The organism is Luminiphilus sp. nBUS_07, assembly GCF_051201685.1.
In the GTDB taxonomy this organism is placed as follows: domain Bacteria; phylum Pseudomonadota; class Gammaproteobacteria; order Pseudomonadales; family Halieaceae; genus Luminiphilus.
Genome location: NZ_CP179213.1, coordinates 902,504 through 925,007, shown reverse-complemented (window position 1 = coordinate 925,007; position 22,504 = coordinate 902,504). Strand labels below are relative to the sequence as shown.

21 protein-coding genes are annotated in these 22,504 nt (G+C 51.6%); 11 read left to right on the top strand and 10 right to left on the bottom strand.

Annotation, left to right across the window (positions count from 1 at the left end; translation table 11 throughout):
• Window positions 1–26: 26 nt before the first annotated feature.
• The gene (locus tag ACMAZB_RS04165) at window positions 27–1,589 is read left to right on the top strand and encodes a long-chain-fatty-acid--CoA ligase (RefSeq protein WP_435219522.1); all 1,563 of its coding nucleotides are present in this window, start codon (window positions 27–29) and stop codon (window positions 1,587–1,589) included.
• A gap of 58 nt (window positions 1,590–1,647) precedes the next feature.
• Here the strand turns inward: ACMAZB_RS04165 and ACMAZB_RS04160 are convergent, their stop codons facing one another.
• Both ACMAZB_RS04160 and ACMAZB_RS04155 read right to left on the bottom strand, forming a co-directional pair.
• Window positions 1,648–3,450, bottom strand: a complete 1,803-nt coding sequence (locus tag ACMAZB_RS04160; protein ID WP_435219521.1) for a 2OG-Fe(II) oxygenase family protein — start codon at window positions 3,448–3,450, stop codon at window positions 1,648–1,650.
• A 22-nt stretch (window positions 3,451–3,472) separates the two neighbouring features.
• The gene (locus tag ACMAZB_RS04155) at window positions 3,473–4,054 is read right to left on the bottom strand and encodes a pyridoxamine 5'-phosphate oxidase family protein (RefSeq protein WP_435219520.1); all 582 of its coding nucleotides are present in this window, start codon (window positions 4,052–4,054) and stop codon (window positions 3,473–3,475) included.
• Window positions 4,055–4,173: 119 nt separating this feature from the next.
• On the opposite strand from ACMAZB_RS04155, the gene ACMAZB_RS04150 reads away from it, so the two are divergent.
• Entirely contained in the window at window positions 4,174–5,331 is a 1,158-nt protein-coding gene (locus tag ACMAZB_RS04150) for a DUF819 family protein (RefSeq protein WP_435219519.1), read from the top strand.
• A gap of 35 nt (window positions 5,332–5,366) precedes the next feature.
• The gene (locus tag ACMAZB_RS04145; RefSeq protein ID WP_435219518.1) at window positions 5,367–6,608 is read left to right on the top strand and encodes an MFS transporter; all 1,242 of its coding nucleotides are present in this window, start codon (window positions 5,367–5,369) and stop codon (window positions 6,606–6,608) included.
• Between the two features lie 220 nt (window positions 6,609–6,828).
• Here the strand turns inward: ACMAZB_RS04145 and ACMAZB_RS04140 are convergent, their stop codons facing one another.
• The 4 genes from ACMAZB_RS04140 to ACMAZB_RS04125 all read right to left on the bottom strand — a co-directional run bounded on the left by ACMAZB_RS04140 (window position 6,829) and on the right by ACMAZB_RS04125 (window position 11,077).
• The gene (locus tag ACMAZB_RS04140) at window positions 6,829–7,599 is read right to left on the bottom strand and encodes an SDR family NAD(P)-dependent oxidoreductase (protein ID WP_435214693.1); all 771 of its coding nucleotides are present in this window, start codon (window positions 7,597–7,599) and stop codon (window positions 6,829–6,831) included.
• Between the two features lie 112 nt (window positions 7,600–7,711).
• Entirely contained in the window at window positions 7,712–9,052 is a 1,341-nt protein-coding gene (locus tag ACMAZB_RS04135; RefSeq protein ID WP_435219517.1) for a cytochrome P450, read from the bottom strand.
• 465 nt (window positions 9,053–9,517) lie between these two features.
• A complete protein-coding gene (locus ACMAZB_RS04130) occupies window positions 9,518–10,441 on the bottom strand; it encodes a D-2-hydroxyacid dehydrogenase (protein ID WP_435219516.1) in 924 nt (307 codons plus the stop codon).
• Window positions 10,442–10,582: 141 nt separating this feature from the next.
• Entirely contained in the window at window positions 10,583–11,077 is a 495-nt protein-coding gene (locus ACMAZB_RS04125) for a YybH family protein (RefSeq protein WP_435219515.1), read from the bottom strand.
• A gap of 328 nt (window positions 11,078–11,405) precedes the next feature.
• Here ACMAZB_RS04125 and ACMAZB_RS04120 point away from each other — a divergent pair, with 328 nt between their 5' ends.
• Window positions 11,406–13,136: an SGNH/GDSL hydrolase family protein gene (locus ACMAZB_RS04120; protein WP_435219514.1), complete on the top strand. Its 1,731-nt coding sequence runs from the start codon at window positions 11,406–11,408 to the stop codon at window positions 13,134–13,136.
• Window positions 13,137–13,139: 3 nt separating this feature from the next.
• Complete coding sequence (locus tag ACMAZB_RS04115) at window positions 13,140–13,883, top strand: SDR family NAD(P)-dependent oxidoreductase (protein WP_435214684.1); 744 nt, start codon at window positions 13,140–13,142, stop codon at window positions 13,881–13,883.
• Window positions 13,884–13,957: 74 nt separating this feature from the next.
• Here the strand turns inward: ACMAZB_RS04115 and ACMAZB_RS04110 are convergent, their stop codons facing one another.
• The gene (locus tag ACMAZB_RS04110) at window positions 13,958–14,305 is read right to left on the bottom strand and encodes a hypothetical protein (protein WP_435214682.1); all 348 of its coding nucleotides are present in this window, start codon (window positions 14,303–14,305) and stop codon (window positions 13,958–13,960) included.
• Between the two features lie 170 nt (window positions 14,306–14,475).
• Between ACMAZB_RS04110 and ACMAZB_RS04105 the strand changes: the two genes are divergently transcribed.
• Entirely contained in the window at window positions 14,476–14,820 is a 345-nt protein-coding gene (locus tag ACMAZB_RS04105; RefSeq protein WP_435219513.1) for a hypothetical protein, read from the top strand.
• Window positions 14,821–15,048: 228 nt separating this feature from the next.
• On the opposite strand, the gene ACMAZB_RS04100 is transcribed toward ACMAZB_RS04105, so the two are convergent.
• Window positions 15,049–15,486, bottom strand: a complete 438-nt coding sequence (locus ACMAZB_RS04100; RefSeq protein WP_435214680.1) for a DUF3237 domain-containing protein — start codon at window positions 15,484–15,486, stop codon at window positions 15,049–15,051.
• A 135-nt stretch (window positions 15,487–15,621) separates the two neighbouring features.
• Here ACMAZB_RS04100 and ACMAZB_RS04095 point away from each other — a divergent pair, with 135 nt between their 5' ends.
• The 5 genes from ACMAZB_RS04095 to ACMAZB_RS04075 all read left to right on the top strand — a co-directional run bounded on the left by ACMAZB_RS04095 (window position 15,622) and on the right by ACMAZB_RS04075 (window position 19,853).
• A complete protein-coding gene (locus ACMAZB_RS04095; protein WP_435219512.1) occupies window positions 15,622–17,721 on the top strand; it encodes a prolyl oligopeptidase family serine peptidase in 2,100 nt (699 codons plus the stop codon).
• 24 nt (window positions 17,722–17,745) lie between these two features.
• A complete protein-coding gene (locus ACMAZB_RS04090) occupies window positions 17,746–17,994 on the top strand; it encodes a hypothetical protein (RefSeq protein ID WP_435219511.1) in 249 nt (82 codons plus the stop codon).
• A 180-nt stretch (window positions 17,995–18,174) separates the two neighbouring features.
• Complete coding sequence (locus ACMAZB_RS04085) at window positions 18,175–18,387, top strand: hypothetical protein (protein ID WP_435219510.1); 213 nt, start codon at window positions 18,175–18,177, stop codon at window positions 18,385–18,387.
• Window position 18,388: 1 nt separating this feature from the next.
• The gene (locus ACMAZB_RS04080; RefSeq protein ID WP_435219509.1) at window positions 18,389–19,228 is read left to right on the top strand and encodes a tail fiber domain-containing protein; all 840 of its coding nucleotides are present in this window, start codon (window positions 18,389–18,391) and stop codon (window positions 19,226–19,228) included.
• A 220-nt stretch (window positions 19,229–19,448) separates the two neighbouring features.
• Window positions 19,449–19,853 carry a ubiquitin-like protein gene (locus ACMAZB_RS04075; protein ID WP_435219508.1) on the top strand — a complete coding sequence of 135 codons (405 nt, stop codon included), beginning with the start codon at window positions 19,449–19,451 and terminating at the stop codon, window positions 19,851–19,853.
• 904 nt (window positions 19,854–20,757) lie between these two features.
• On the opposite strand, the gene ACMAZB_RS04070 is transcribed toward ACMAZB_RS04075, so the two are convergent.
• Both ACMAZB_RS04070 and ACMAZB_RS04065 read right to left on the bottom strand, forming a co-directional pair.
• The gene (locus ACMAZB_RS04070) at window positions 20,758–21,582 is read right to left on the bottom strand and encodes an acid phosphatase (RefSeq protein WP_435219507.1); all 825 of its coding nucleotides are present in this window, start codon (window positions 21,580–21,582) and stop codon (window positions 20,758–20,760) included.
• A 191-nt stretch (window positions 21,583–21,773) separates the two neighbouring features.
• Window positions 21,774–22,493 carry a methyltransferase gene (locus ACMAZB_RS04065; protein WP_435219506.1) on the bottom strand — a complete coding sequence of 240 codons (720 nt, stop codon included), beginning with the start codon at window positions 22,491–22,493 and terminating at the stop codon, window positions 21,774–21,776.
• Between the last annotated feature and the right edge of the window lie 11 nt (window positions 22,494–22,504).

Here is a 22,504-nt window from a genome sequence, read left to right as displayed (position 1 = left end):
GAACTATAAGACGAGGGACGTCGAACATGCTGCTACACCAACCTATCGACTACCACGCCGAGCGGCGCCCCACCCATGCAGCGCTTAACGGCCATGACTTTGAGTGGGATTACCGAACGCTGGTTGACCGGTCGCACACAATAGCCCGGCTACTTCTCGACGCCGGTGTCAAAAAAGAAGACCGAATCGGCGTGCTGGGGCTCAACTCGGCGGCTTATTTCGCAATACTCTTGGGGGCTAGCCGCATCGGTGCCGTCACGGTCTCGGTAAACTTTCGACTCGCACCCGCGGAGCTGGCGTTTGTCCTCGATGATGCTCAGGTCGATATTCTTTTTGTTACCGACGACAGCATTGATGCAACGATCACCCAAACCATCGCCATTCGTGAGCTGCCCACCCGGCTAATTGCCAATCGAAGCGATGCTTTCCTAACGCTGTATACAGCGATAAACCAAGAAGTTGAACCCCATCGAGAAATCGGCCAAGTCGACGAACATAGCCCTGCCCTGCAGCTCTACACCAGCGGAACCACTGGCAAACCCAAAGGCGCGGTACTGAGTCATCGCAATATTTTATCGTTGACGCAAATGATGGGTATCGCCAACCACGGCGCCTACAATGCCGACACCATCAATTTAGTGGTCGCCCCGCTCTTTCATATTGGCGGTACTGGCGTCGCCTATATCGGTCTCGCTTATGGCGCTCACAATATTTTGCATGAAGCTTTTGACCCGCTACGCGTGGTCGAGACGATTCAGGCACAAAGCGTGACCTCGATGTTTATGGTTCCTGCGATGATTCAAGCTATTGTGAAACTCGTGCCGAACGTTCGCGATTATGACTTTAGCTCATTAGAAAATATTGCCTATGGAGCATCACCCATCAGTGCAACCCTGCTGGAGGAGGCTCTAGAGGTCTTCGATAGCCGCTTCAGTCAGGTCTACGGTATGACCGAGACATCGGGAACAGTAATCGCGCTGTCACCCGAAGATCATGAAAAAGCAATCGCCGGAGCCCCTCATTTGCTGACCTCCTGCGGCAAAGCCTGCCCCGGCAATGAAGTCAAAATTGTTGATGCTCAGGGCAATGAGCTCGGGCCCAACCAAACAGGAGAAATCTGCTTACGATCTGCCAGTAATATGTTGGAGTACTTCAATCGCCCACAAGCCACAGCTGAAACGTTAATCGATGGTTGGGTTATGACTGGAGATGCCGGAACTATTGACGAGGAGGGCTACATTTACCTTCGTGATCGTCTCAAAGACATGGTGGTGACAGGGGGTGAAAACGTGTATCCCGTGGAAGTAGAAAACGTCCTCTCGGGCATCCCAGGTGTTATTGAAGTTGCTGTTATTGGCATTCCTGACGACACCTACGGTGAAGCACTGCTCGCCATATTTGCACTACAACCCGACCATATGATCGATGCCGATGATGTCGTTGCCTTTTGCCGGGATAAGCTAGCGGGCTTTAAGATTCCACGTCGTGTCGAGTGCATAGCAGCACTACCCAGAAACCCTTCAGGAAAAATATTGAAAACAACGTTACGGGAACCCTACTGGCAAGGCATCGAACGGCGCATTTCATAGCAGCCCATCATACAACTCACCAATAGCTGGGTTCGCGCAAAATAGACGCCAGTTGCGATTAACTCGGTAAAATATCGTAGCCCACGCTCATGCGCTCGCGAGTCTGACTGAGGGGCTCGGTACCGTGCCAAAGATAGGAAGGAAACACGACCAACGTGCCTTCTCTGGGGAGAATCCAATACTCCGCCGATAATCGCTCGCGAGCTCTAAAGCCCGGCTCACCGAATTTTATCCACCCCTCGGCGGCACTGTAGTTAATGGAGTCAGGCACCCTAAGATAAAAGGCACTCGACAACCAACCTTGTGAGTGGAAATGATTTTTATGATAGCCCTGATCCCGAAGCCTGATAGACCAGGAATCCGAGAAACGTAACCCCGCCGTGTTTCGACCTAGGAGAGGATGCGCATCATCCACCGGCAGGTTTTGGAGGACTGAATACAGCTGGGTTTCTAAGGCCTGCTGCAACAACTCAATACTGTGATGGCGACGACTGAATAAGTCATCGAGAGTTTGCGTACCGTTCACCGCCGACTGTTCAACAGGATGGCGTTGGGTGGTGTGTAAAAGGTTGAGAGAGTCCCGAAGGTAGGCCAGAAACGCCCTTAGACTCTCAAATTCATCGGGGGCACGAACGCTTCGAACCTGCACCATATGATCGTAATCGACCAACCGCGCATAGCGCTCGGTGTTTTCCGTGTACCGCAGCGCTGTCGCGCATAAGGCCCACAGTCCCTGATCTTGTGGGTAACGTTGCAGTAAATCATCCAAGATCTGCAGCGCCTCGCCATAGTCCTCACCTGCGGCCATTAAGGTCGTTGCCAACTCCCGCTGCACACTGGGGTCCCCCGGCGCCAGCCTCATTGCAGATCGAACCGCCTCCAATGCCTCACTATAAAAGCCCTGCTCCCGACAAACGTGACTGAGTTCAGCCTCAAGTAACGCTTGCTCACCCCCGGCTGACTTAGCCGCCTCAAGAATGGACTGGGCTTCAGAGCCACAGCCGTTCAACAGCAACTTTCTGGCAAGTGCGGTAGCAATCCTCCCGTTAGCGGGCTGCTGCTCAAGGACCCTGCGATAGGAGTCTAAATATTGGGGGTGCGCGATCACGCCAAGATAACCATTGAACCAATCGTGTAAATCTAGATCGTAAGGACTGAGTTCGAGTGCGCGATTATATGCGGCGACCGCTTCATCCTCCCTATCTGCTTGAGCTAGAGCACTGGCAAGGTTCGTAAATAGCTCGGGAGACTCTGGTGCTTGCTGAGCACCGGCTTGCAAATAATTCACGGCATCATCTATGTAACCTAAGGTTTTGAGCGATACCCCCATACCATTAATAGCCACTGTGTTGTCGGGATCTCCCTCAAGTACCGATTGAAACAATCCTAAAGCCTGCTCTTGCTCTCCGATCTGTTGCGATGCTTGAGCAAGACCGAGGGTGGCATTGCGATGGCCAGGATTAGCCTGCAAGATTGTTTGGAAGGCAAGACGTGCGTCGTTGTTACGGCTTAGATCAAGTAAAGCCCTTCCTCGATTAATTTGTGCGGGTAGGTGATCAGGTGCCAGTGCCAGGGCCTGATCGTAAAAGCCTAATGCGGTCTCAGCCTGACGCAGACTCCGATGAAGGTTGGCCAAGTTCGTGAGGACATGGGGTTGCGGGTCGATCGCTATGCTGGTGGTAAACGCCGCCTCTGCCGCCGCACTGTCCCCCATAGCTTTGTAGGCCAGAGCCAAAAGCTGCCAGAAATCAGCGACGCGAGTACACAGCTCTCGCTGAGGTTCTAAGACAGCGAGCGCCTGCTCGGGCAACCCCTCCTGTAGCTTTTGCGCCGCCAGTTGCAGCGTCTCTTGCAGCGTCACTGATGCACCCTAGAAGCGAAGATCAAGGGTTAACCCAATGCTCGTGCCAACGCCCATCCTTCAACTGGCTGAGTCTGCGTGTCTGCACTTTGCTCAACACCAAATGATCGATCGCGACTGGGTTCAACTTAAGCAGCGCGAATGTTTCAGGCGGGGCGTCGGTGATCGCGGCTGCGGCCCCGGTATCTACAGGTCGCCCAGGGCTGCGCCAAAAAAATTGAGCCCTAGCAGCCTCAGACAGTTGCTGCCAAACCTGTTCGCGCAGCGCTAAGTCCTCCTTTGACTGACCTCGGTAATCCACGCAAGTTGTTACTGCTGATATCCTAAATTGCTCTCGTGTCCGAGTGAAATACCAGGCGACCTCAACCGCGGCGTTTTGCTCAAGCTCCACAATTTTCTCGCTTCGACGATCGGTAATCACAAGGAGCGATGTATCGTCGGCGCCAAACCCCCGAAACACTACCGTTCGATTTTTTGGATGGCCCTCTGCCGTCACGGTCGCCATTTGAAAATAACGATGGTGGGCATCCCGCCGGTTCTTACGCAAGGCGGCTTTAAGCTGAACAAGCGCCTCGCAGGAGGCATTGGGGGTCATCTCATTCATGACGCAGTGAACCCTTTTCCCAAAAGAACAAAGGAATGACAAAGAACCAATAACGGTGCCTTGGGCGACGTTGTGCCGCTATCGTGCTAGCTTAACGCCTTCGTAGACTGGAAGCTCGAATGTTAGCAATTAATCCAGAGAACCACCTTGGTATCTTTGCGGTGATCATGGTTTTAGCCGGCGCATCATTTTTGCTGGAGAAGACCCGTCTCGGTCGTCAATTGACAGGAACTGTTATGGTGATTCTTGCGGCCATCTTGGCCGCGAATCTGGGAGTTATTCCACACAGCGCTCCCGTCTATGACTTCATTTTTACTTTTTTAGTACCGATGTTAATTCCACTGTTTCTATTTCAAGCTGACCTGCGTCGTCTTTGGCGAGAGGCATCAAGGACAACCCTCGCCTTTCTAGTGGCTACTATTGGTACGGTTGCCGGCATTGTTGTGGCCGCAACATTATTGGACCTCAGTAGCTTGGGCGCAGGAGCGCCACTTCAGGAGTCAGACCGAGAAGCGGCCATCGTGGGGCTGTTTGCCTCGACGTATATTGGTGGTTCCGTCAACTACGCCGCGCTGGGAGAAATGACCGGCTTGAATCAAGATCGGTCATTTTTTTCAGCGGCAACCGCTGCAGACAACCTTTTTAGTGCTGTTTATCTCAGCTTGATTGCTCTGCTACCCGGGGTCGCTAGACTAGCGCGCTTTTTCCCGGCGCATCCAACCACGTCGTCGCCCTCCGAAATATCGCAAGCAACGCCCCCACCAGTGACAGCACAGTCACTATGCCTCGCTATCGCCTGTGCTGGGGCCCTAGTGGCAATGAGCGATGGGCTGGTAGCCTATTTTGATATGGGCAGCTATCGCTACGTCACATTGACAACACTTACCCTCGTGCTGGCAACGCTAGTTCCCGCTATCCGGGAGTGGCTGGCGGGCGCATTTGAGCTGGGTGTTGCCCTGTCGTTTGCTTTTTTTGCAGCCATCGCAGCGGGCGCCAACCTCACGGCGATGGTAAGCGTGGCACCCACACTAATCGTTGTTGTCCTGATATTGCTTTCCGTGCACCTGACCACTTTACTTTTTATCGGTGCACTCACCCGATTGACCTTGCCCGAGCTCTTAACCGCCTCTAACGCAGCCATTCTTGGTGCTACAACAGCACCCGCCATGGCTGCAGCCAAAGGCTGGCGCGACCAAGTAACTCCCGGTGTCTTAGTCGGCGTACTGGGTTACGCCTTGGGTACATTCATCGGGTCTGCACTTTACAATTATTGGTAACCAAGGAGTCCATCATCGAGACGTCAGCACCCTCAATGCGCCAGCGCTACTTTCAGCTGTTCATTCTCATTGTCGCCTCAGGTTCTATTTATCCTGTGGTGTACATGCGACAAAATTTCGAGGGCTCGATGCTGGAAACCTACGGTATTTCGCTGGAGCAGCTCGGCGAGTGCCACTCGATACTGGGTCTGATGTTTTTTCTAACCTACTTGCCCAGCGGCTGGCTTTCAGATCGCTTCAGCTCTAAATGGCTGTTGGGAAGCTCACTGGCAGGCACCGGTTTACTGGCTCTGTGGCTCAGCACGGTGCCCAGTTTTGCTCAAATCAAACTTATCTACATTGGCTGGGGTATCACCAGCGGGCTGACGCTTTGGGGGGCATTAATAAAGAGCACCTCGTTACTCGCGCCTCATGATCAACAGGGCCGATTTTTCGGTATTCTTGAGAGCGGTAGAGGCGTTGTGGAAGCGATGCTCGCCACCATAGGCCTTGCCGTTTTTGCTTACTTACTCGAATCCGTGAGCACAGCAAAAGATGTGGCGCTGATTGCGGTAGTGCAGTTTTACGGGGGGGCAGCGCTCGTCATGGCGCCCGTCATATTTTGGGCACTTCATAATCCCTCGGAAGAGCCCATCGAAAACACTGCCGCATCCTCAGATTCAGGCTTGCTCAGTGATTTCGCCATTCTTATTCGTAATCCCAGTATCTGGCTTGCCGCCATCACCATCCTGATTGGCTATCAAATGTTTTGGGTTACCTACTCTCTGGCGGGGCTTCTCGAGTCGGTATTTGAACTCAGCGCGGTCACAGTAGGATCGATTACCCTCGCACGCCTTTGGATGCGCCCCATTGGTGGCGTTCTAGCTGGCTTTATTGGCGACTATTTTCATGTCGTCAAGTTTCTGGCCATACTCATGCTATTGAGTGGTGCCGCCCTAGCGTCTCTACCGCTGCTACCTCCAACCACCGCGGTCGCTGTGCTATTCCCAATGGTCATGTTGATCGGCGTCCTGTCCTACGGTGTTCGTGGTATTTTCTGGGCCACTCTGGACAGCTGCAACGTGTCTACCAGCACCCGAGGCCTCGCTGTTGGCATGATTAGCTTGATTGCCTACACCCCTGATATTTATGTGCCTGCGGTGCAATCTTGGTGTATGGAGCGTTGGTCAGGCCAGACCGGGTATCAGGTGTATTACGCCCTTTTTGGGGCTTCCAGCATCGTTGGTTTTTTTGCGGCGCATCGGCTGATAGTTTTGTCGCGTAAGTCCACCCCATAGCACCACCGAGCCAGACAGCAAGGCCCAGAAAGCGGCGAAGCTCCTTGCTGCGGGTAACAACTCTGATGCCGCGGGAGGCTTAAGTTATGGGGTTGATCAAAGCACCATGGGACACGAGGTCGCGGAGCTGGCAAGCCGCCAACAGTTAATCGCCTTTTTCAATGACCGAGTTCAGGCAATGGGACAATACGCTCGGCATGGCAATGAGGCCTAAGCCCCGCTAGAGGAAAGCATCCCCCCCATTCGGGCTTATGCACTGGCCCCTGAAGTGTCTTGCCGCATCACTGGCTAAAAACAGATAGGCGCCAACGATATCGTCTACATCGGCGATCTTTCCTGCAGGAATATTAGATTTTATGACGTCCAATACCTCAGTGGGCACATCCTCTAGTATCGGCGTCATAGTGGCACCCGGTGCCACCGCATTGACGGGTATATTCCGGCTACCGACCTCCAGCGCAAGACTGCGGGTAAAAGACAGAATCGCACCCTTTGCCGCCGTGTAATGTGAGAATGCGGGAGCTCCAATATAGGCCAGCTGCGAGGCGGTGTTAATAATGCAGCCCTGCTCTTGGACGTACATCATCGCGATTGCAGCTTTGCTGCATAAAAAGGTTCCCGTAACGTGCACGTCCATTACCCTTTGAAAATCGCTTAAAGCGAGGGTTTCTACAGGGCTCGAGTGGGCAATCCCCGCATTATTGACCAAGATATCGAGCCTTCCAGCCGCTTGAGTGATCACTTGGAACATAGTGGCAACTTGCACCTCATCCGACACATCTGCGGCTATCGTCTGCGCCGACCCGCCACTGGCTCTTATTTCCTCTGCCACCCCTTCAGCCGCCCCGGCCTGAGTATCATTGGGATAGTTTACGAACACAGATGCACCATTGCGGGCAAACGCCTTTACGACTGCTGCACCAATACCCGAACTCGCTCCCGTCACGAGTGCAACTTTGCCGCTGAGATCAACTGAAATGCCTGAAGTCATAACTCACCCTCATGGTATTGCGCCTTAGCGCTCGCGTTATTGCGAGCCCGTAACTATTTTGCGACCGCCGGACAAGCCTCCCGCAATTCACCAAAAACGTGGTGCTTTGCCCCTAACGCTTACGTCCGCCCTTTAAATTAACTTGGAGACTAGAAATGGCGTGCACCAGTACTACAGGGGCGATCTTTTGCTTGCCCGTCCACTGAATATCAGGAAAGCGATCGAAGATGCGCTCGTACGCAATATTGAGCTGCATTTGAGCAATTCGATTACCGAGGCAGCGATGAACACCGTGACCAAAGGCTAAATGCTTTTCGACATTGGGGCGGTGCATATCGAACTTTTCGGGCTCAGGAAAAATTTCAGGGTCACGATTTGCCGCGCCGTACCACATAATGATTTTTTCATTCTCAGCGATACGCTGCTCGCCGATTTCTGTGTCCTGTGTTGCTGTTCTTCGCATGGTGACCACTGGCGAAACAAGGCGCAGTGCTTCATGGGTCATTTTGGGAATTAATCCAGGCTCATCAATAATCATCTGACGCTGATCGGGGAACTCCGTCATTAGCCGCATTGTGCCCGACAGTGAATTACGCGTCGTGTCGTTACCGGCAAAGATAATCAGAAGCCAAGAGCCATCTAAGTACTCCTGGGAAAGGGGTTCTCCTTCAATCTCGGCATGCGCAATGAGGGTTAGTAAATCCTCTCTTGGGTGTCGCCTGCGGTCCTCCATGACGGCCTTCCCATACTCAAACATTTCTCGCAGCACTGCATTGAACCGAAAGGGTAAGGTCGGCTCAGATAAAAAGGCCTGCAGCGGATTAGTCAGGTATTGCGCCGCGGATTCCAAGTAATGCATCCACTTGATAACCCTAGGACGGTCAGACTCATCGATCCCAAGCATCTCGCAAAGGGTATACATCGGCAGCTCGTGGGAGAAAACTTTGGCAAAATCAACAACTGGCCCACGTCGCTCCATATCATCTAAAAGAGCATCAACTTTTTGAGCCACGCGTTCCTTGAGTGTCTCCACATACTTAGGGAAGAAAAAAGGGGCGTGCTGCGTACGCAGATTAATGTGCACGGCTGCATCGAGATTTATCAAACTGTTCAGAGAGGCATCGACCAGCTGTCGCGGCTTCCATTCACTGCGATCGGGCATCCCAAGGTGCATAGAGCCACGCTGGGATGAAAAGACATCAGGTGCCAACTCCACCTGCTTAATATCGTTGTAGCGAGTAATAGACCAAAAGCCCGACATGCCTTTACGCATGGATTTCGACCACATAACGGGGGCTTGCTCCCTCATATCGCGGAATAAACCAAAGGGCTGGCCCTTCGTCCATGAGGATGGATTATCTAACTGGAACCCCCCAAGTGAGGGATACACTGCAGGATATCGAGGAAGGCTTTTCCCAGTATCAACCACAACCTGATCACTGACATTCTGCATAAACGACACGTCTAAAATTTAGGGACTACAGGGATACTTGTTTTCAAGAGCACTCGCAACCCCCGAGTGACTTGACGTGCAAAGCTTCCCGCAAAAATTGGCCCATTTTTGCGGCTATGACAGTGCGCTCACTATCGTGCAGGTTTTTTCGCTGAGCTTGATAGTGGGTACGCGCGCCATGGCCTCCAGCGCCGGTCTCCCACCAAAAGCAGGTTCAAATGGCCCATCAGAAACCAAACCAGCAGTAAAAATCCCGTATCTGAGATGAGATCAAGAGCCCATGCGCGTTCTAGGTGGCGAGGATCCTCAGTCGGCAAATGGCTCAGATCAACGCCGTAACTGAATGAATACAAAAGGGGTAAAAACTTTAAGACCGCAGCCACCAACAGTGCAAAGTTCAGCCAGGACAGACCATGGCTAAATAAGACCCGAAAACGCTTTCCTGTCACGGCTTAACTACAGCGGCTAGTAACCACGCTCAGGACTCATAGCGTCTGCTAGGGGTGCACCCGCCAAAAATGGAGCAAGATTTCGCGCAAAGACCTCAGGGATGGCTTCCGAAGGGGTAGGAGCCGCTGTGTGTGACGTAATGAACAATCCCGGGACCTCCCACAAAGCATTGGTATCCTCGAGAGGCTCCTGTGCAAATACATCGAGCACGGCATAGCGCAATACCTCTAGCCGCAAGGCATTGATCAGATCAGCATCCACAACCGCATTGCCACGTCCGGCATTGATGAAGATACCGCCAGAATTCATGGCCGCAAATAATTTGGCATCGACAATGCCGTCAGTCGCGGGGGTGTTGGGTAGCAGATTTACAACGTAGTCGAGACCCTGAGCAAACTCCAAGCGTTCACTGCTGGGATAACAGGCCCTAAAGCCCGGCGCACTTTGCCCTCCAGAATTAAGCCCGGTAACGACCAAGCCAAAATTGGCTGCCTGCTTGGCGACCACACTACCAATGGTTCCAGCCCCCATAATGCCCAAGCCCTTGCCAGACAAGCCGGCCTCCACCTCCGGAAGCCAATGCTTGCAGTTGGCTCGGGCAATAATATTTCTCTCCAAAGCCAGCAACCACCCCAAAACAAATTCACTCATCGCTTGGCCAAAAACGCCTTTGAGGGGTGTCACTTGAACCCCTTTGGGTACCAGCCCCAAAAGAGCATCTACGCCAGCCCAAGTACTTTGCACCCATTGGAGCTGCGGACACTCACAGATTATGGGCGCCAAGTCTGGAGGAGCACCAACCAAAATACGCACTGCAGAGGTATCGACAGTCTGACCCGGTTGAACGACCGCCACAGTCATCGCTCCCTGACCGGCAGCGACCACTGGGCCAATCCATGCTTCAGAAAGTCCACCCACGACTAGCAATTCCACCGCCATGCTGTGTGCCCATCCCTAGTTAAGTTTTACCAGCCATTACTGATTAAGTGCTAACAACTACGTACCAACAGCCGCCCAGAGAAGGGTTTTTGTAAGCCGACCCAACTCACCCGGGCTCCGACTGACTACCGACAACCCAATTCAGTCTGTTGACGGCCAATCCTGCCAGCTATGCAGCCTAACCTTCCAGGCACCACTGCTGTCTCGAGTAACAACATCAATGTAATGGGCGCTAGTTTTTGCAACAGCGATAGCACCGGGGGGCAGATCAGCGGTTGAATCTACATCGGCCCGGCGAAAAATCGTGTAGTCATACTCGACGATCGCTGCGTCGCCCAGAAAAGTCACCGATGGTGCATTATCAATCTGAATCTCATAACTCGCCGAATCAAACACGGGATCCAGAAACGCCGAATAGTTATCGCGCCCATCAAGCCCTTGTGCACCCGGCGGACGTAGACTGATATCTGCGTGAAGGACCGCGACATAGCCGTCGATATTTGCATTCTCTACTGCATCTCGCCAACTCTGATAAAGCCCCAAAATTGCTGTCGTGTCAGTCTCGTTTTGCCCCGAGGCAGAGATTGCGGACAGAGACAACGACACTGTTATAAAAAGTGAGATCAGAAAGCGCATAAACATTCTCTTATATGGTTTTAGATACTATAAACCCAATCTGCTGAAAATTTGTCGCTTCGTAGCCTAATTACGACAGCGAGGCCGAGTAATGTCGTCGAAGCTGTTCAGCAGTGATCATGGCGGTAGGTCTGTAGCTGAGCTACTCGAGCCCACACAGGCCAAACTTTTCAGGTTTTTTACAAGTTTTATCGGCGAAGCTCCCCCTTCAAAACAAGTGCTACTGGCAAAATCAGATCAGGCCCCGCAAAATTGTCGGTGCGGCTCGCATATACCGTATAAACTGTTACCCCTCGAGGCAAGCTGTTGCTTTATGGGCGGTGGAAGCATGCTCAACTGGCTGCTTGGGTTGTATGGCAATCTCGAGACTGACAAGATTGGAAAACTCAGAGATGTAAACGACATGCATTACTCAAAAATCTTTCCAGTACCAATGACAACCGCAGCAAGCCCGCTCTATCAGACTCGGGTTGCAAGGCTACTGAAAAAATCAGCATTTACGCTGCCCCTTGCCCTTGCCCTTGCAGGCTGCACTCAGTTATTTAGCGAACCTGCACCCGAAAAGGTGTCGAGTACAGAAAGCTGGCAAGTACATTGTGAAACCGCTAGCTCTCACCGCCCAACTTCAGAGAAGCTCAATGAAGGGGTAAAGAAGCCTTTGTGGCTCGTAGGGCTCGATACCAACAACCAGCCTTTTGAGCTTCGGGGTGATCTTGAAGATGGGTTCTTACATCTGGGACCAACACAACCAAACGCACAGGCACTGCGCATGGGCTGTATCCGGGCGTTAACCAAGGCATCGCGTGAAAAAGCCAACGAAGTAGCTCGTATCATGGCATTTCGCCCCGAAGAAAAAATCAACGTTGCAATCCAATATCCTGAAGACCAAGGCGCCAGCATTTCGCGCCTCATTATCTTTGGAGACAGCCTTTCCGACACAGGAAACATGAAAGCGCGGCTTCGGGTTTTTCCAACAGCACCCTACTGGATTGGTAGATTTTCCAATGGCCCTGCCTGGCCTGACTATATCGGGTCACTAAGCTACCTAGCCATTGGCAATCATGCAGTGGGAGGAGCATCGGTAACAGGCAAGGAGACAATCCCCAAAGTAACGCTAAAACAGCGCGTTATGGATGGCGGTCAATTTTTCGTGAGTGGCACAACAGCACAACAAATTGAGGTATTCAAAGAGTCTTTCATGACCGAGGACTACCTGTCTCAACCTGAGAAGACTGCCGTCATGATCTGGGGCGGAGCCAATGATTACATTGCTAAAGAACCCTTCAGCGGAGCCATCGAAACATTACTCGATCGACTTGATTCTCCTGAAGGTTATCCCAAAGTTGTTTCAACGGTTGTTAATGGCTTGGAAAAACAAATCAGAAGCCTGATCGCCTTAGATGCTCGCCATATCTTAGTCGGCAACCTTCCCGACTTGGGGCTATCGCCCATTGTTTTGGAAAATACTACCTATGCAGCGGAATCGAGTTTTAGCGAAACAGAACGACGACTCATGCTGGCGAACAAGCTCTCTGACCTTACCCATCTTCACAACCAGCTACTGGCCGAGATGGTTTCACGGCTGGAGGACGAATACAGCGATATAAGCTTCCTATTATTTGACGCACACACGCTATTCGACGACATCCTGAATTACGACAGGTACCCTCATTTCGATATAAAGCAGTATTCTGACTTCGATATTACTGAGCTCGCGAGGCCACTTGGGTCAGAGGACGATAAGACCTCGAAGGTGATCCTAGCCCGCTGCTACACAGGCGGGTATCTAGGTGAAACCGATGCATCTTTTGTTTGCAATGATGTCGAACGCGCAGTTTTTTGGGATGTCGTTCATCCCACAACTTATGTTCACTGCTGGATCGCCGTGGCTCTTCAACAACGCATGAATGCAGAGAACTGGACGCGAAAAACCCCTAATATGAGTGAAGTCGGTGAGTGGTGTGGCGGTATCGCAGACATTCTCGCAGGCCATGAGGAACTGCGTGTGATGCATTACACAACCGCAGAAAACGCCATGCCACCAGACACAGCAAACTGAACTATGCATAAAAAAGCGGCTATTATATTTGGCGTAGGGCCTCGTGAGGGTGTTGGAGGCGAGCTCTGCTGCAGGGCTGCGCGAGAAGGCTTTCATGTATTCGTTAATGGCCGAAGCCCTGAAAAATTGACCGCCATTACGGCAAGTATTTTGGCCGAGGGTGGCTCAGCCGAACCCTTGCTGGCCGATGTAACCGTCGAAAACCAAGTCATAGCGGCAATGAATCGAGTGGCCAGCAGCGGCTACTCTCTTGAACTGGCCATTTACAACGCGGGCAACAACCGACCCGAAGCTTTTCTAGACGTAACGCCCGCCGTGTTTGAAGATTTATGGCGAGTCGCCTGCCTTGGTGGCTTTATAGTGTCGCAGCAGGTGATCAAACTCATGCTACAGCAGCAAAATATCGCCCAAAAACAGACGCTGCTCTTTACCGGTGCGAGCGCGAGCCTTCGCGGCAAGGCTGGATTTTCTGCGTTTGCAGCAGGAAAAGGCGCTTTGCGAATGCTCACGCAATCTATCGCCAGAGAATTTAGCCCTCAGGGTATTCACGTTGCTCATGTCCTGATTGACGGTGTTGTTGAGGGCGAAAAAGTGCGCACCCGATTTCCTGAATATATTAATGGCCTGGGGCAAGACGGTGCTTTAAAACTGGAAGAAATTGCCGATGCCTATATGGCGCTGCACGCTCAAGGCCGCTCAGCGTGGACACAAGAACTGGACCTGCGCCCCTACAAGGAGTCGTTTTAAAGACTGCCTTGAGGCCTCATGACGTGACTATGCTCGAATTTTTAGCAACGAAAGCTTAAGCGGCTACCGTAGGATCAAAAAACATTTCGGACGATCACCACACTCGACAAGCCTATCCACAGCGTGTTGAAGGCAACCATCGTGGGCAGGAGTTTGCGCTCTGAGACCCAAATAAGTAGTGCAGACGTCGCCAATGTAATCAAATGCAGCTGCCAAATTTCTTGCTGCCAGATTAACCCTGGGAGGATAACTGCCGCCTTTGCTATCCAGGCAACCGCCTCCACGACGTTGTAATTAACCCAGTAACTTTTCTGAAACCACAAGCGGTAGCTTGCTCGGATATTGGCAAATCCAACGTGGTAGTAAACAGCAAGTGTCATACCGAGAAAAAGGAGAAGCGACGCTAAAATTTGGACCGCCACAAGTTTGCACTCTCTTAGGGGCTAAACATGTTCCTACGTCGGTAGCCGTCGTGCGGTTTTTAAGTCTCAAGGCTTTTCGGTATGACCACACCTCCCACCATAAACCTCCAGACAACGGCTCAAGCGTCGTGGAGCTCTAAACAATACCCACATGATTGGGTGCTATGTCGTTGAGCAACCCTGACCATTTCTTAAAAATTGGCAGGCCGATTCCTTGTTCATGCGACCCACTCTTAGCGTCGCAAAAGGATTCAGGTTCAGGGTTCAGGGTTCAGGGTTCAGGGTTCAGGGTTCAGGGTTCAGGGTTCAGGGTTCAGGGTTCAGGGTTCAGGGTTCAGGGTTCAGGGTTCAGGGTTCAGGGTTCAGGGTTCAGGGTTCAGGGTTCAGGGTTCAGGGTTCAGGGTTCAGGGTTCAGGGTTCAGGGTTCAGGGTTCAGGGTTCAGGGTTCAGGGTTCAGGGTTCAGGGTTCAGGGTTCAGGGTTCAGGGTTCAGGGTTCAGGGTTCAGGGTGAATAGCGTGGAAGCAATCACGGGGAACTTGATAGGGGGTGATTACAAAAGCCACCAGCGCCATAAAAGCACCCCCCAAGCGCCTGATCCAGCAGGCTGCCATTGCCAAGCCTGGCCGCTTTAACGGCAACCCGCTCAATCAGGCAGCCGTTCATGCACTGCCACAACAGCCAAAATGCCTCACTTCGGGACGCCTGACCTCACCAGAGCTGTCTGTCTGCACTGTCGATCAAGCTAATCCTCAACAGTCACCACCACCTCATAGAACTTGTAAACCAGCTTGCCGCTATCGTCGAGCTGGCCAGCAGCCACTGCCTGAATGCGATTCAACCAGAGGTATTTTTCATGGCTTGTCTGGAAGGTCGGTGCCGTCGCGATAACGCCCGACGCCATATCAGCACGCCCTTGATACTCAACATAAATAAACGCGCCGTCATCGGTTTTTAAGGTCATGCGAACATCTAAAGCGCCGAGCTTTCCGTCTTCAGATAGCGTGAGCCAATCCGCTGCGTCTTGAGTTGCTAACGAAGCCTGAATGTTGTCCCCCACCAAGGTCACAGAAGGCACATCAATAACAACACGAGAGCCCCGAGGCCCTTCGCCAACAACGATCTGATCACCTAGTTGCGCCGTGAGTGTAGCCATAAACTTTAACGTTGCGACCGGCTCCATAGCCTCTCTCCCAATAAATTGATGCACGCATTATGGGGGCAAGCGCAGGCAGTAAACAGCCCAGATTAAATAGGGCTTTAATGAGAGATTTACCTCAGTGATACTCTGAATAATTAGAAAGAGTGAGTGCCCCTTATGATTTTTCCACTTTTGAACCCTCAAGACAGGTCGGCGTCGATTCCAAATGCACCGCCCATAAGCCGTCAACTTCCAGGGGTCTTTTTAGTGCTTGGCTGGTGCTTGTTAATGGTAGTCGCCTCTGCCAAGGCGTCCCAACCCGACACCTTTGAGGCCACCGATGTCTTTGGGCTTGAGTATGCCAACGATCCTCAAATTTCCACAGATGGCAAAACGGTCGCCTACGTTCGCATATCTATGGATATTATGAGCGACAAGGCCCATCGAGCCATTTGGCAAGTCGACGTCGACGGTAAAAACCACCAACCCCTGGTCGGTGGCCCGGGACAACACAGCTCTCCACGTTGGTCACCTTCTGGTGATCGCCTCGCCTATCTGTCCAAAGTTGACGGCAAAACACAGCTGCTCGTCCGCTGGCTAGCAACAGGATCCACCATCACCCTTACCACTCTCGCCGAGGCACCATCAGAAATTAGTTGGGCCCCCAACGGCGAATGGATCGCCTTCATACGAACAGTGACGGATCCAGCGCAGCAGTTGGCCGCAATGCCGGTCAAACCCAAGGGCGCTACCTGGGCAGAGCCTGCGATTGTTATTGATCAGATGACCTATCGACGGGACGGTGCCGGCTACCTCCCTCGCGGCAGTAAACAGCTTTTCGTTATACCTGCCGAAGGTGGCACTGCACGACAACTCACCAGCACAGATTATCCGATGAACAAAGGGATCGCCTGGACCCAAGATAGCCTCGCAATTTTATTTAGCGGTAATCACCGCAATGACCACGAGTATCAACCTCAACAAAGTGACCTATTTAAAGTGTCCTTACTAAAAAAGGATCTACAGCCTATAACCCAACAAAACGGTGCAGAATTTTCCCCTGCCATCTCACCTGACGGTCGCCTTCTCGCTTACCTCGCCTCAGAGGATGAACGCCAAGGGTACAACCCAAATCAGCTAGTCATCATGAATTTAGAATCCGGTGACAGTCGATCGCTAACCACAGACTTTGATCGATCAGTCGATGACGCGCAGTGGTCTACCGATAACAAAACCTTGTGGATTCAATACGACGATCAAGGCACCACGCGACTAGCGAGCATATCCCTGCAGGGTGAACGGCGACAGGCCAATACCCTGTTAGGTGGAACGAGCATCGGACGTCCCTATACGAGCGGGACTTTCTCACTGAGCGGCAAAGATACCGTCGTTGCAACTGTAGGAAGTGACCAAAAACCTGCAGACTTGGTCGCCATACAATCGAACAAACCGCCCCTTTCCCTCATCGACCTCAACAGGGATGTATTAGGTCACAAAGTACTAGCCTCTACTCAACGGGTAATCTGGCCCTCTTCTCATGATGGCAAGCTCATTGAAGGCTGGGTTATGAAGCCCCCACACTTTGACCCCGCGGTTAAATACCCCCTGATTTTAGAAATTCATGGCGGCCCTCATACAGCTTACGGGCCAAACTTTAGTACTGAAGCTCAGCTCTACGCCGCAGCCGGATACGTTGTTCTTTACGCCAACCCAAGGGGAAGCACGAGCTACGGCGAGGCCTTTGCAAACAGCATTGATTTGGCCTATCCCGGATATGACTATGATGACCTTATGGCCGGTGTCGACGCCTTACTCAAGCAGGGCTATATAGATCCCCAACAGCTATTCGTTACGGGAGGGTCTGGAGGCGGCGTGTTGACTGCTTGGATTGTGGGTAAAACTAATCGGTTTAAAGCGGCGGCCGTTGCCAAACCGGTGATCAACTGGGCGAGCTTCGTGCTGACGGCTGACCTCAACTATTACTTTGCCACCACGTGGTTTGACGCCCCGCCATGGGAGAATATCCAAAGCTATTGGGAGCGATCCCCATTGTCACTGGTGGGCAATGTTGCTACGCCCACTTTGCTGCTGACCGGTGACCTCGATTACCGAACCCCCATCAGTGAAACCGAACAGTACTACCAAGCTTTGAAGCATCGAGGTATCGATACGCTCATGGTGCGGATTCCTGGGGCCAGCCACAGTATTTATAAGCGCCCCTCGAATCTCATTGCCAAGGTGAATCATATTCTGGCGTGGTTTGAGCGTTATCGTTAAAACAGCGGTGGAAAATATGGGCTAGTGCACGCTACTCACAACATGGTCGCCACCAATGATGAAAATACCAAGGGCTACTTTACCGGCACGGTACAAGCCATCAATGACACGGGGATTCTTGAAAAAAGTGCAACGCTAGGCTTATGGTCACGCGACGGCACCAACCTCAAAGTTTATGGGTTTGATGACGATAACAGCAGTCGAATCCTGCATATTTCTACGGTTGATCTGAAGACTAAGGCCTTTCAGGCACGTGTCTGGGAACTTGAATAATCTCTAAGTGCGTTGTTATCAGCGATCAACGTAAGGGCTGTTTGGATTCCGTAAGTTCCGAGCTTGATTTAAGTTTCGGCACTATGACTCCCCTTGCAGCCAATCCTTCCAAACTGCCAATCAGTTCCCGTTTGCAACGATGCTCTGTGCTATTGTCGGGTTTTCTGGGGATGTCTGCTGATGCTTATTAGACGACTCGTTGTGTTGGCGGCTCTGTGCTTGTCTGGCCTTGCTGTGGCTCGCAGTACGCCTATATTCGGTGTTGCTAGATTTGGAGAGGCGCAATTTGGTGGCGTCTCAGTGCCCGTTCCTTTTATGCCCCTATGGGCAACCATCCTGCTTGCTGTCGCGCTGTGGGTTGTTGTGTACCTCATGCGAAATAAGGAGATCTAAGATGATTCGGCTATTGATGGCAGGTTTGCTTCTCGTCAGCGTCAACACAGTGGCTGATACACAAGTCACTCATAGTTTTAAGGATGGTGACATCATTGAAGCTGAGGAGTTCAACAAGAACTTTGATGATTTAGAGGCCGCCATAGACACTTTGCTTAGAAGTACTACTGAAGAAGCTATTGCCTTAACTTCTATTGGTGGTGGTATTAGTTTAAAAACTAATTTGGGTACAAACGACACTATTGTAGTGACCAATTCACAAGGAGATTCTGCCGAATCAATTAAACTTGACTCTATTGCTGGTGGTATAACTCTATCAGCGGTTTCTGGCATAACGCTCAATTCTGGTGGATACGGCGACGTAACAGTCACTGGCAACTTAATAGCCAGTGGCAGCGTAACAAGCAATAGTGTGGTTAACTCCTCCGATGCGAGGCTCAAGGAGGCAGTGAGTTCAGTGGGTGTGGGTCTTGGCTTGATTAATGACCTCAACCCCGTCCGCTATCACCGCATCAATAATCCGGAATCCGATATTGAGATGGGGCTCATGGCTCAGGAAGTGGAAGCCACTCTGGCAAAGCATGGTTTGGGTAATAGCGGCATGGTTGTCCAGCCAGACGACAAAGGTTATCTATATTTACGTTATAACGACTTGTTGGCGCCGATGATAAAAGCGATTCAGGAGTTGGATGACGCTTCAGAGGCAAAAGACGAACAGATTACTTCGCTTCAGCAGAAACTGGAGTCTCAACAAGAGGAACTTCTTGCGATTGTCCAAAGCCAACAAGAGCAGATAGCCCAACTCCAAAAGCTGGTTGAGCATGAGTTCGCTATGAATTGATTTCTTGTAAGCGGGAGTGGCAGCTTCCGCGAATGAACAAGTCTGACCCCCTCCTCGGGGTAGGGACATCTGGCTACATCTGATACTCCAACAAACGCTTAGCTAAAGCATTCTAGCTGGGCGCAGGGGTGTTCCTCTTCACCTAGTCCCGCCGTCTGCCCCACGGTGCGCTAACGGGTCTTTTGGGTGTATGGTGACTTGTGGGACAGAGGAGAGCTCAATGAGGTCACAAATTACTGCGGCTGCAGTGGTGTGTTTGACACTACTAATGCCGATTGACGCAATGGCGATGCAAATTTTCGTCAAGACCTTAACAGGTAAAACCATTACCCTTGAGGTGGAGCCGTCAGATTCCATCGAGAACGTTAAAGCCAAGCTTCAAGATAGGGAAGGCATTCCGCTCGACCAGCAAATTTTAGTTTTTGCGGGCAAACAACTTGAAGATGGACGCACGCTCGAAGATTACAACATCCAGAAAGAATCGACGCTTTTCTTGAGGTTGATATCCGCCCCGGTAGCGCCGGTTCCCACATTACCTCTGTTACCGCTACTGGCTTTGATCATGTCTCTTCCGGTCTTGCTATTGATTCGTCAAAGACTGCTGCCGAAGTCAGAGCGCAATTAATCCTCTCTCTGGATGGACACTCGCTACACGGGCCTGGTGGCATGGGGCTGATAGAACCCATCCCTAAATTGCGGACCCAGACCGTTCTATCTGACTACTTCATTATGTTCCGACTTAGGCTCCGCTAGCGCACACTAGTGATGTGCTACAGCCCCCCTTGCGGCCAATCCTGCCGTCTGCCCCACGGTGCGCTAACGGGGCTGCCAATTGAGAAACTTGGCGCATTGGTAGGCTGTTTGATGTCGAGCGAGGTCTTTTAGCTCGGTTGGTGTCTTCGAAGAATTCTCTGATTTTGTTCCTTCCCAAGTCAACGCATGTGGATACGCGCTGTCTATACAAACTTCGTAATCTGATTTTTGACAGCCCTGCAGCAAGGCAAGGGTAAGTAGTAAGATCAATCTGTATCTCATTGGACGACCGTTCTTTGGTTGGTTGCAGCTTCAACGGTATCAGCCATAAGTTTGCGGCTCAACGCCGAGGTAAGCTGTGACAGGAATCGTTCACGCCGGGGGCGTGATTAAGTGCAGGCAAAAATGTTCCACGGATGTTCCACGGGCCGCATAAATACAGGGTTAACTGAGCCGAACAAGTAACATTGGGCGTTCTAGGTATTGGGGCAGTTTATGCCAATAGTTTGAGCTGGTCTGTGCGGTTTTCCCTTGGGCGGGACGCGGAAAGGAGTTTGCCTGACCCGTTTGAGTGATACATTTTGTATCTCAGAGGAAATATTCGAGCTTTCGATGCCCTGAAAGCGTGTATCTACGCCATTCCTAAAACCCAAAAAACAGGCCACGGTCCTGTCTAGGGCCCACCTTCAGCGATTCAGACCAACATCTAAAACTAAGCAACAACAAATAGTCTAGGCCACGTTCACTAAACGTACCCGCTAAACCTCCCGAACAACTTAAGAATTTTCAAATGCGATTGCATTCGCCTCAGCCGCACAAGCCTTGTCGTCAGGATTGATTGGCGAAATCTTCTCGGCTTCAGCCTTTGCAGCCGCCATCGTGGCAAGATATAGGGGATCATTTTGTAGCCGCGCAAAAACAGCAGCACCTACAGTCATTCCGGCCAACGTGTCGCTTTGCCAATGCACATTGCAGACCATCCGGCTGTACGTGTACTCCCTTCCTCGAGCCAGGATCGACTCCGCTTTTTCTGGAAATACCTGCGACAACACCAAAGCCCATCCCCAGCCAATCGCACTGTGACCACTGGGATATGAACCATCACCGGCGAGCATCTCTCGCTCATGGGGCGTGCAAATGGGCTGCTCATTTGTCACAAAAGGCCTGGACCGTTGATAAGCTTGTTTAGCGGGGTAGCTCGCTAAGCCAAAATCTGCAAGGGAACGCTGAAGGAGTCGGTTGAGCACCGGGGTTTCAACGTCACTAATCACCCGACCTACCGCGCATTGAAAGGTCGCGGCAGCCTCGGGAAATTTCAATTCAGCATCTCGCGCTGCCAAATCCCAGCGGGGGCTATTTTGCAGTGCCAAGGCAGCTTCACTGGCTGCGACGTCGGCCAACTCAAGAGCACTGCCCGCACTGGGTGGCGCCGGAATAAAGACTTTGCTGTTGAGTACCGGCTGCCCGTAAAGATAGCCCTCAAGCAAACCTGGACGCAGCTCTTCCACCTCGCCCAACACATCCATCGTCGCCATCTCACCACGGCAGGTGATCGCCACAGTTAAGCTAGCGACCAGTATTAGAAATTTTTGAATAAACACAAACTACTCCTCTTTGTTATGGCCATTGACTTCAGAAATCGCGAGCAGGTGATCGCTATTAACTGCATTAGCTATTAATTTACTCACTGAGGTATCTAGAGACTTCTATGGATATCGCATTACTCACCGCACTTGGTCTCGCACATTACCTGATCAAACTGCATTACTCAGCCTACCTAATGTAAAGCAATTCACTTAATCGCTAAAAAGCCCTCAAAAGATAAGTATTTAAAGATTGATAAGACATCTTCGAAGCCAGCTCGCGCCAAGAGATCCAAGTTGCCCTGAGTAGAAAACGGTTCGAGCACACCCTTAAGGCTCCTGGATTTACTAAAGATCTCCTCGGGACTGTAACCCTGTGCCATTTTGTATTCGTTATACAAACTCGTCGTAATATCCTGAAAGCGGGCATCGTTGGCCCTTACCTTTTCAAACAGTATGAAGGCGCCCCCCCAATTCAAGGCGTTATACACCTTGTCTATAAGTCGCTGACGCTCGCTAGGCCTTATAAATTGAACGGTGTAATAAGCAACCACGAGATCCGCGTTGGTAATATCTGCCTGAATGACGTCATCGACAACGAAGTCAGTCTGTTCAAGCTTCAAGTTTCCAGACTTTTCTCTAGCGAGGTCAATCATAGCGGGCTCAAGATCGATCCCAACAAACCGCGCTGGCTCCGTGTCTTTATTGTGTAATGCGAGTTTGGCCGTTAATTCTCCTGTAGAGCACCCCAGCTCAAAGCACGTGGAGCCCCCAGACAGGAAAAAATCGCTTAGATCACAAATAATTTGATGGCCCTCGGTATACATGGGCACCGACTTAGAAACATGCTCGTCAAATTGTTGCGCCGTTTGTCCCCCAAAAGACCACCGCGCGTTGCCCGCCTCTAGTCCGTCTCCAACACTTCCCATGCTTCGGCTCC

Excerpts from the sequence above, each read along its gene's own strand:
- ACMAZB_RS04165 (WP_435219522.1), top strand. The coding sequence starts at position 27 with ATGCTGCTACACCAACCTATCGACTACCACGCCGAGCGGCGCCCCACC.
- ACMAZB_RS04155 (WP_435219520.1), bottom strand. The coding sequence starts at position 4,054 with ATGAATGAGATGACCCCCAATGCCTCCTGCGAGGCGCTTGTTCAGCTT.
- ACMAZB_RS04150 (WP_435219519.1), top strand. The coding sequence starts at position 4,174 with ATGTTAGCAATTAATCCAGAGAACCACCTTGGTATCTTTGCGGTGATC.
- ACMAZB_RS04145 (WP_435219518.1), top strand. The coding sequence starts at position 5,367 with ATGCGCCAGCGCTACTTTCAGCTGTTCATTCTCATTGTCGCCTCAGGT.
- ACMAZB_RS04140 (WP_435214693.1), bottom strand. The coding sequence starts at position 7,599 with ATGACTTCAGGCATTTCAGTTGATCTCAGCGGCAAAGTTGCACTCGTG.
- ACMAZB_RS04135 (WP_435219517.1), bottom strand. The coding sequence starts at position 9,052 with ATGCAGAATGTCAGTGATCAGGTTGTGGTTGATACTGGGAAAAGCCTT.
- ACMAZB_RS04130 (WP_435219516.1), bottom strand. The coding sequence starts at position 10,441 with ATGGCGGTGGAATTGCTAGTCGTGGGTGGACTTTCTGAAGCATGGATT.
- ACMAZB_RS04125 (WP_435219515.1), bottom strand. The coding sequence starts at position 11,077 with ATGCGCTTTCTGATCTCACTTTTTATAACAGTGTCGTTGTCTCTGTCC.
- ACMAZB_RS04120 (WP_435219514.1), top strand. The coding sequence starts at position 11,406 with ATGCTCAACTGGCTGCTTGGGTTGTATGGCAATCTCGAGACTGACAAG.
- ACMAZB_RS04115 (WP_435214684.1), top strand. The coding sequence starts at position 13,140 with ATGCATAAAAAAGCGGCTATTATATTTGGCGTAGGGCCTCGTGAGGGT.
- ACMAZB_RS04100 (WP_435214680.1), bottom strand. The coding sequence starts at position 15,486 with ATGGAGCCGGTCGCAACGTTAAAGTTTATGGCTACACTCACGGCGCAA.
- ACMAZB_RS04095 (WP_435219512.1), top strand. The coding sequence starts at position 15,622 with ATGATTTTTCCACTTTTGAACCCTCAAGACAGGTCGGCGTCGATTCCA.
- ACMAZB_RS04085 (WP_435219510.1), top strand. The coding sequence starts at position 18,175 with ATGCTTATTAGACGACTCGTTGTGTTGGCGGCTCTGTGCTTGTCTGGC.
- ACMAZB_RS04080 (WP_435219509.1), top strand. The coding sequence starts at position 18,389 with ATGATTCGGCTATTGATGGCAGGTTTGCTTCTCGTCAGCGTCAACACA.
- ACMAZB_RS04075 (WP_435219508.1), top strand. The coding sequence starts at position 19,449 with ATGAGGTCACAAATTACTGCGGCTGCAGTGGTGTGTTTGACACTACTA.
- ACMAZB_RS04065 (WP_435219506.1), bottom strand. The coding sequence starts at position 22,493 with ATGGGAAGTGTTGGAGACGGACTAGAGGCGGGCAACGCGCGGTGGTCT.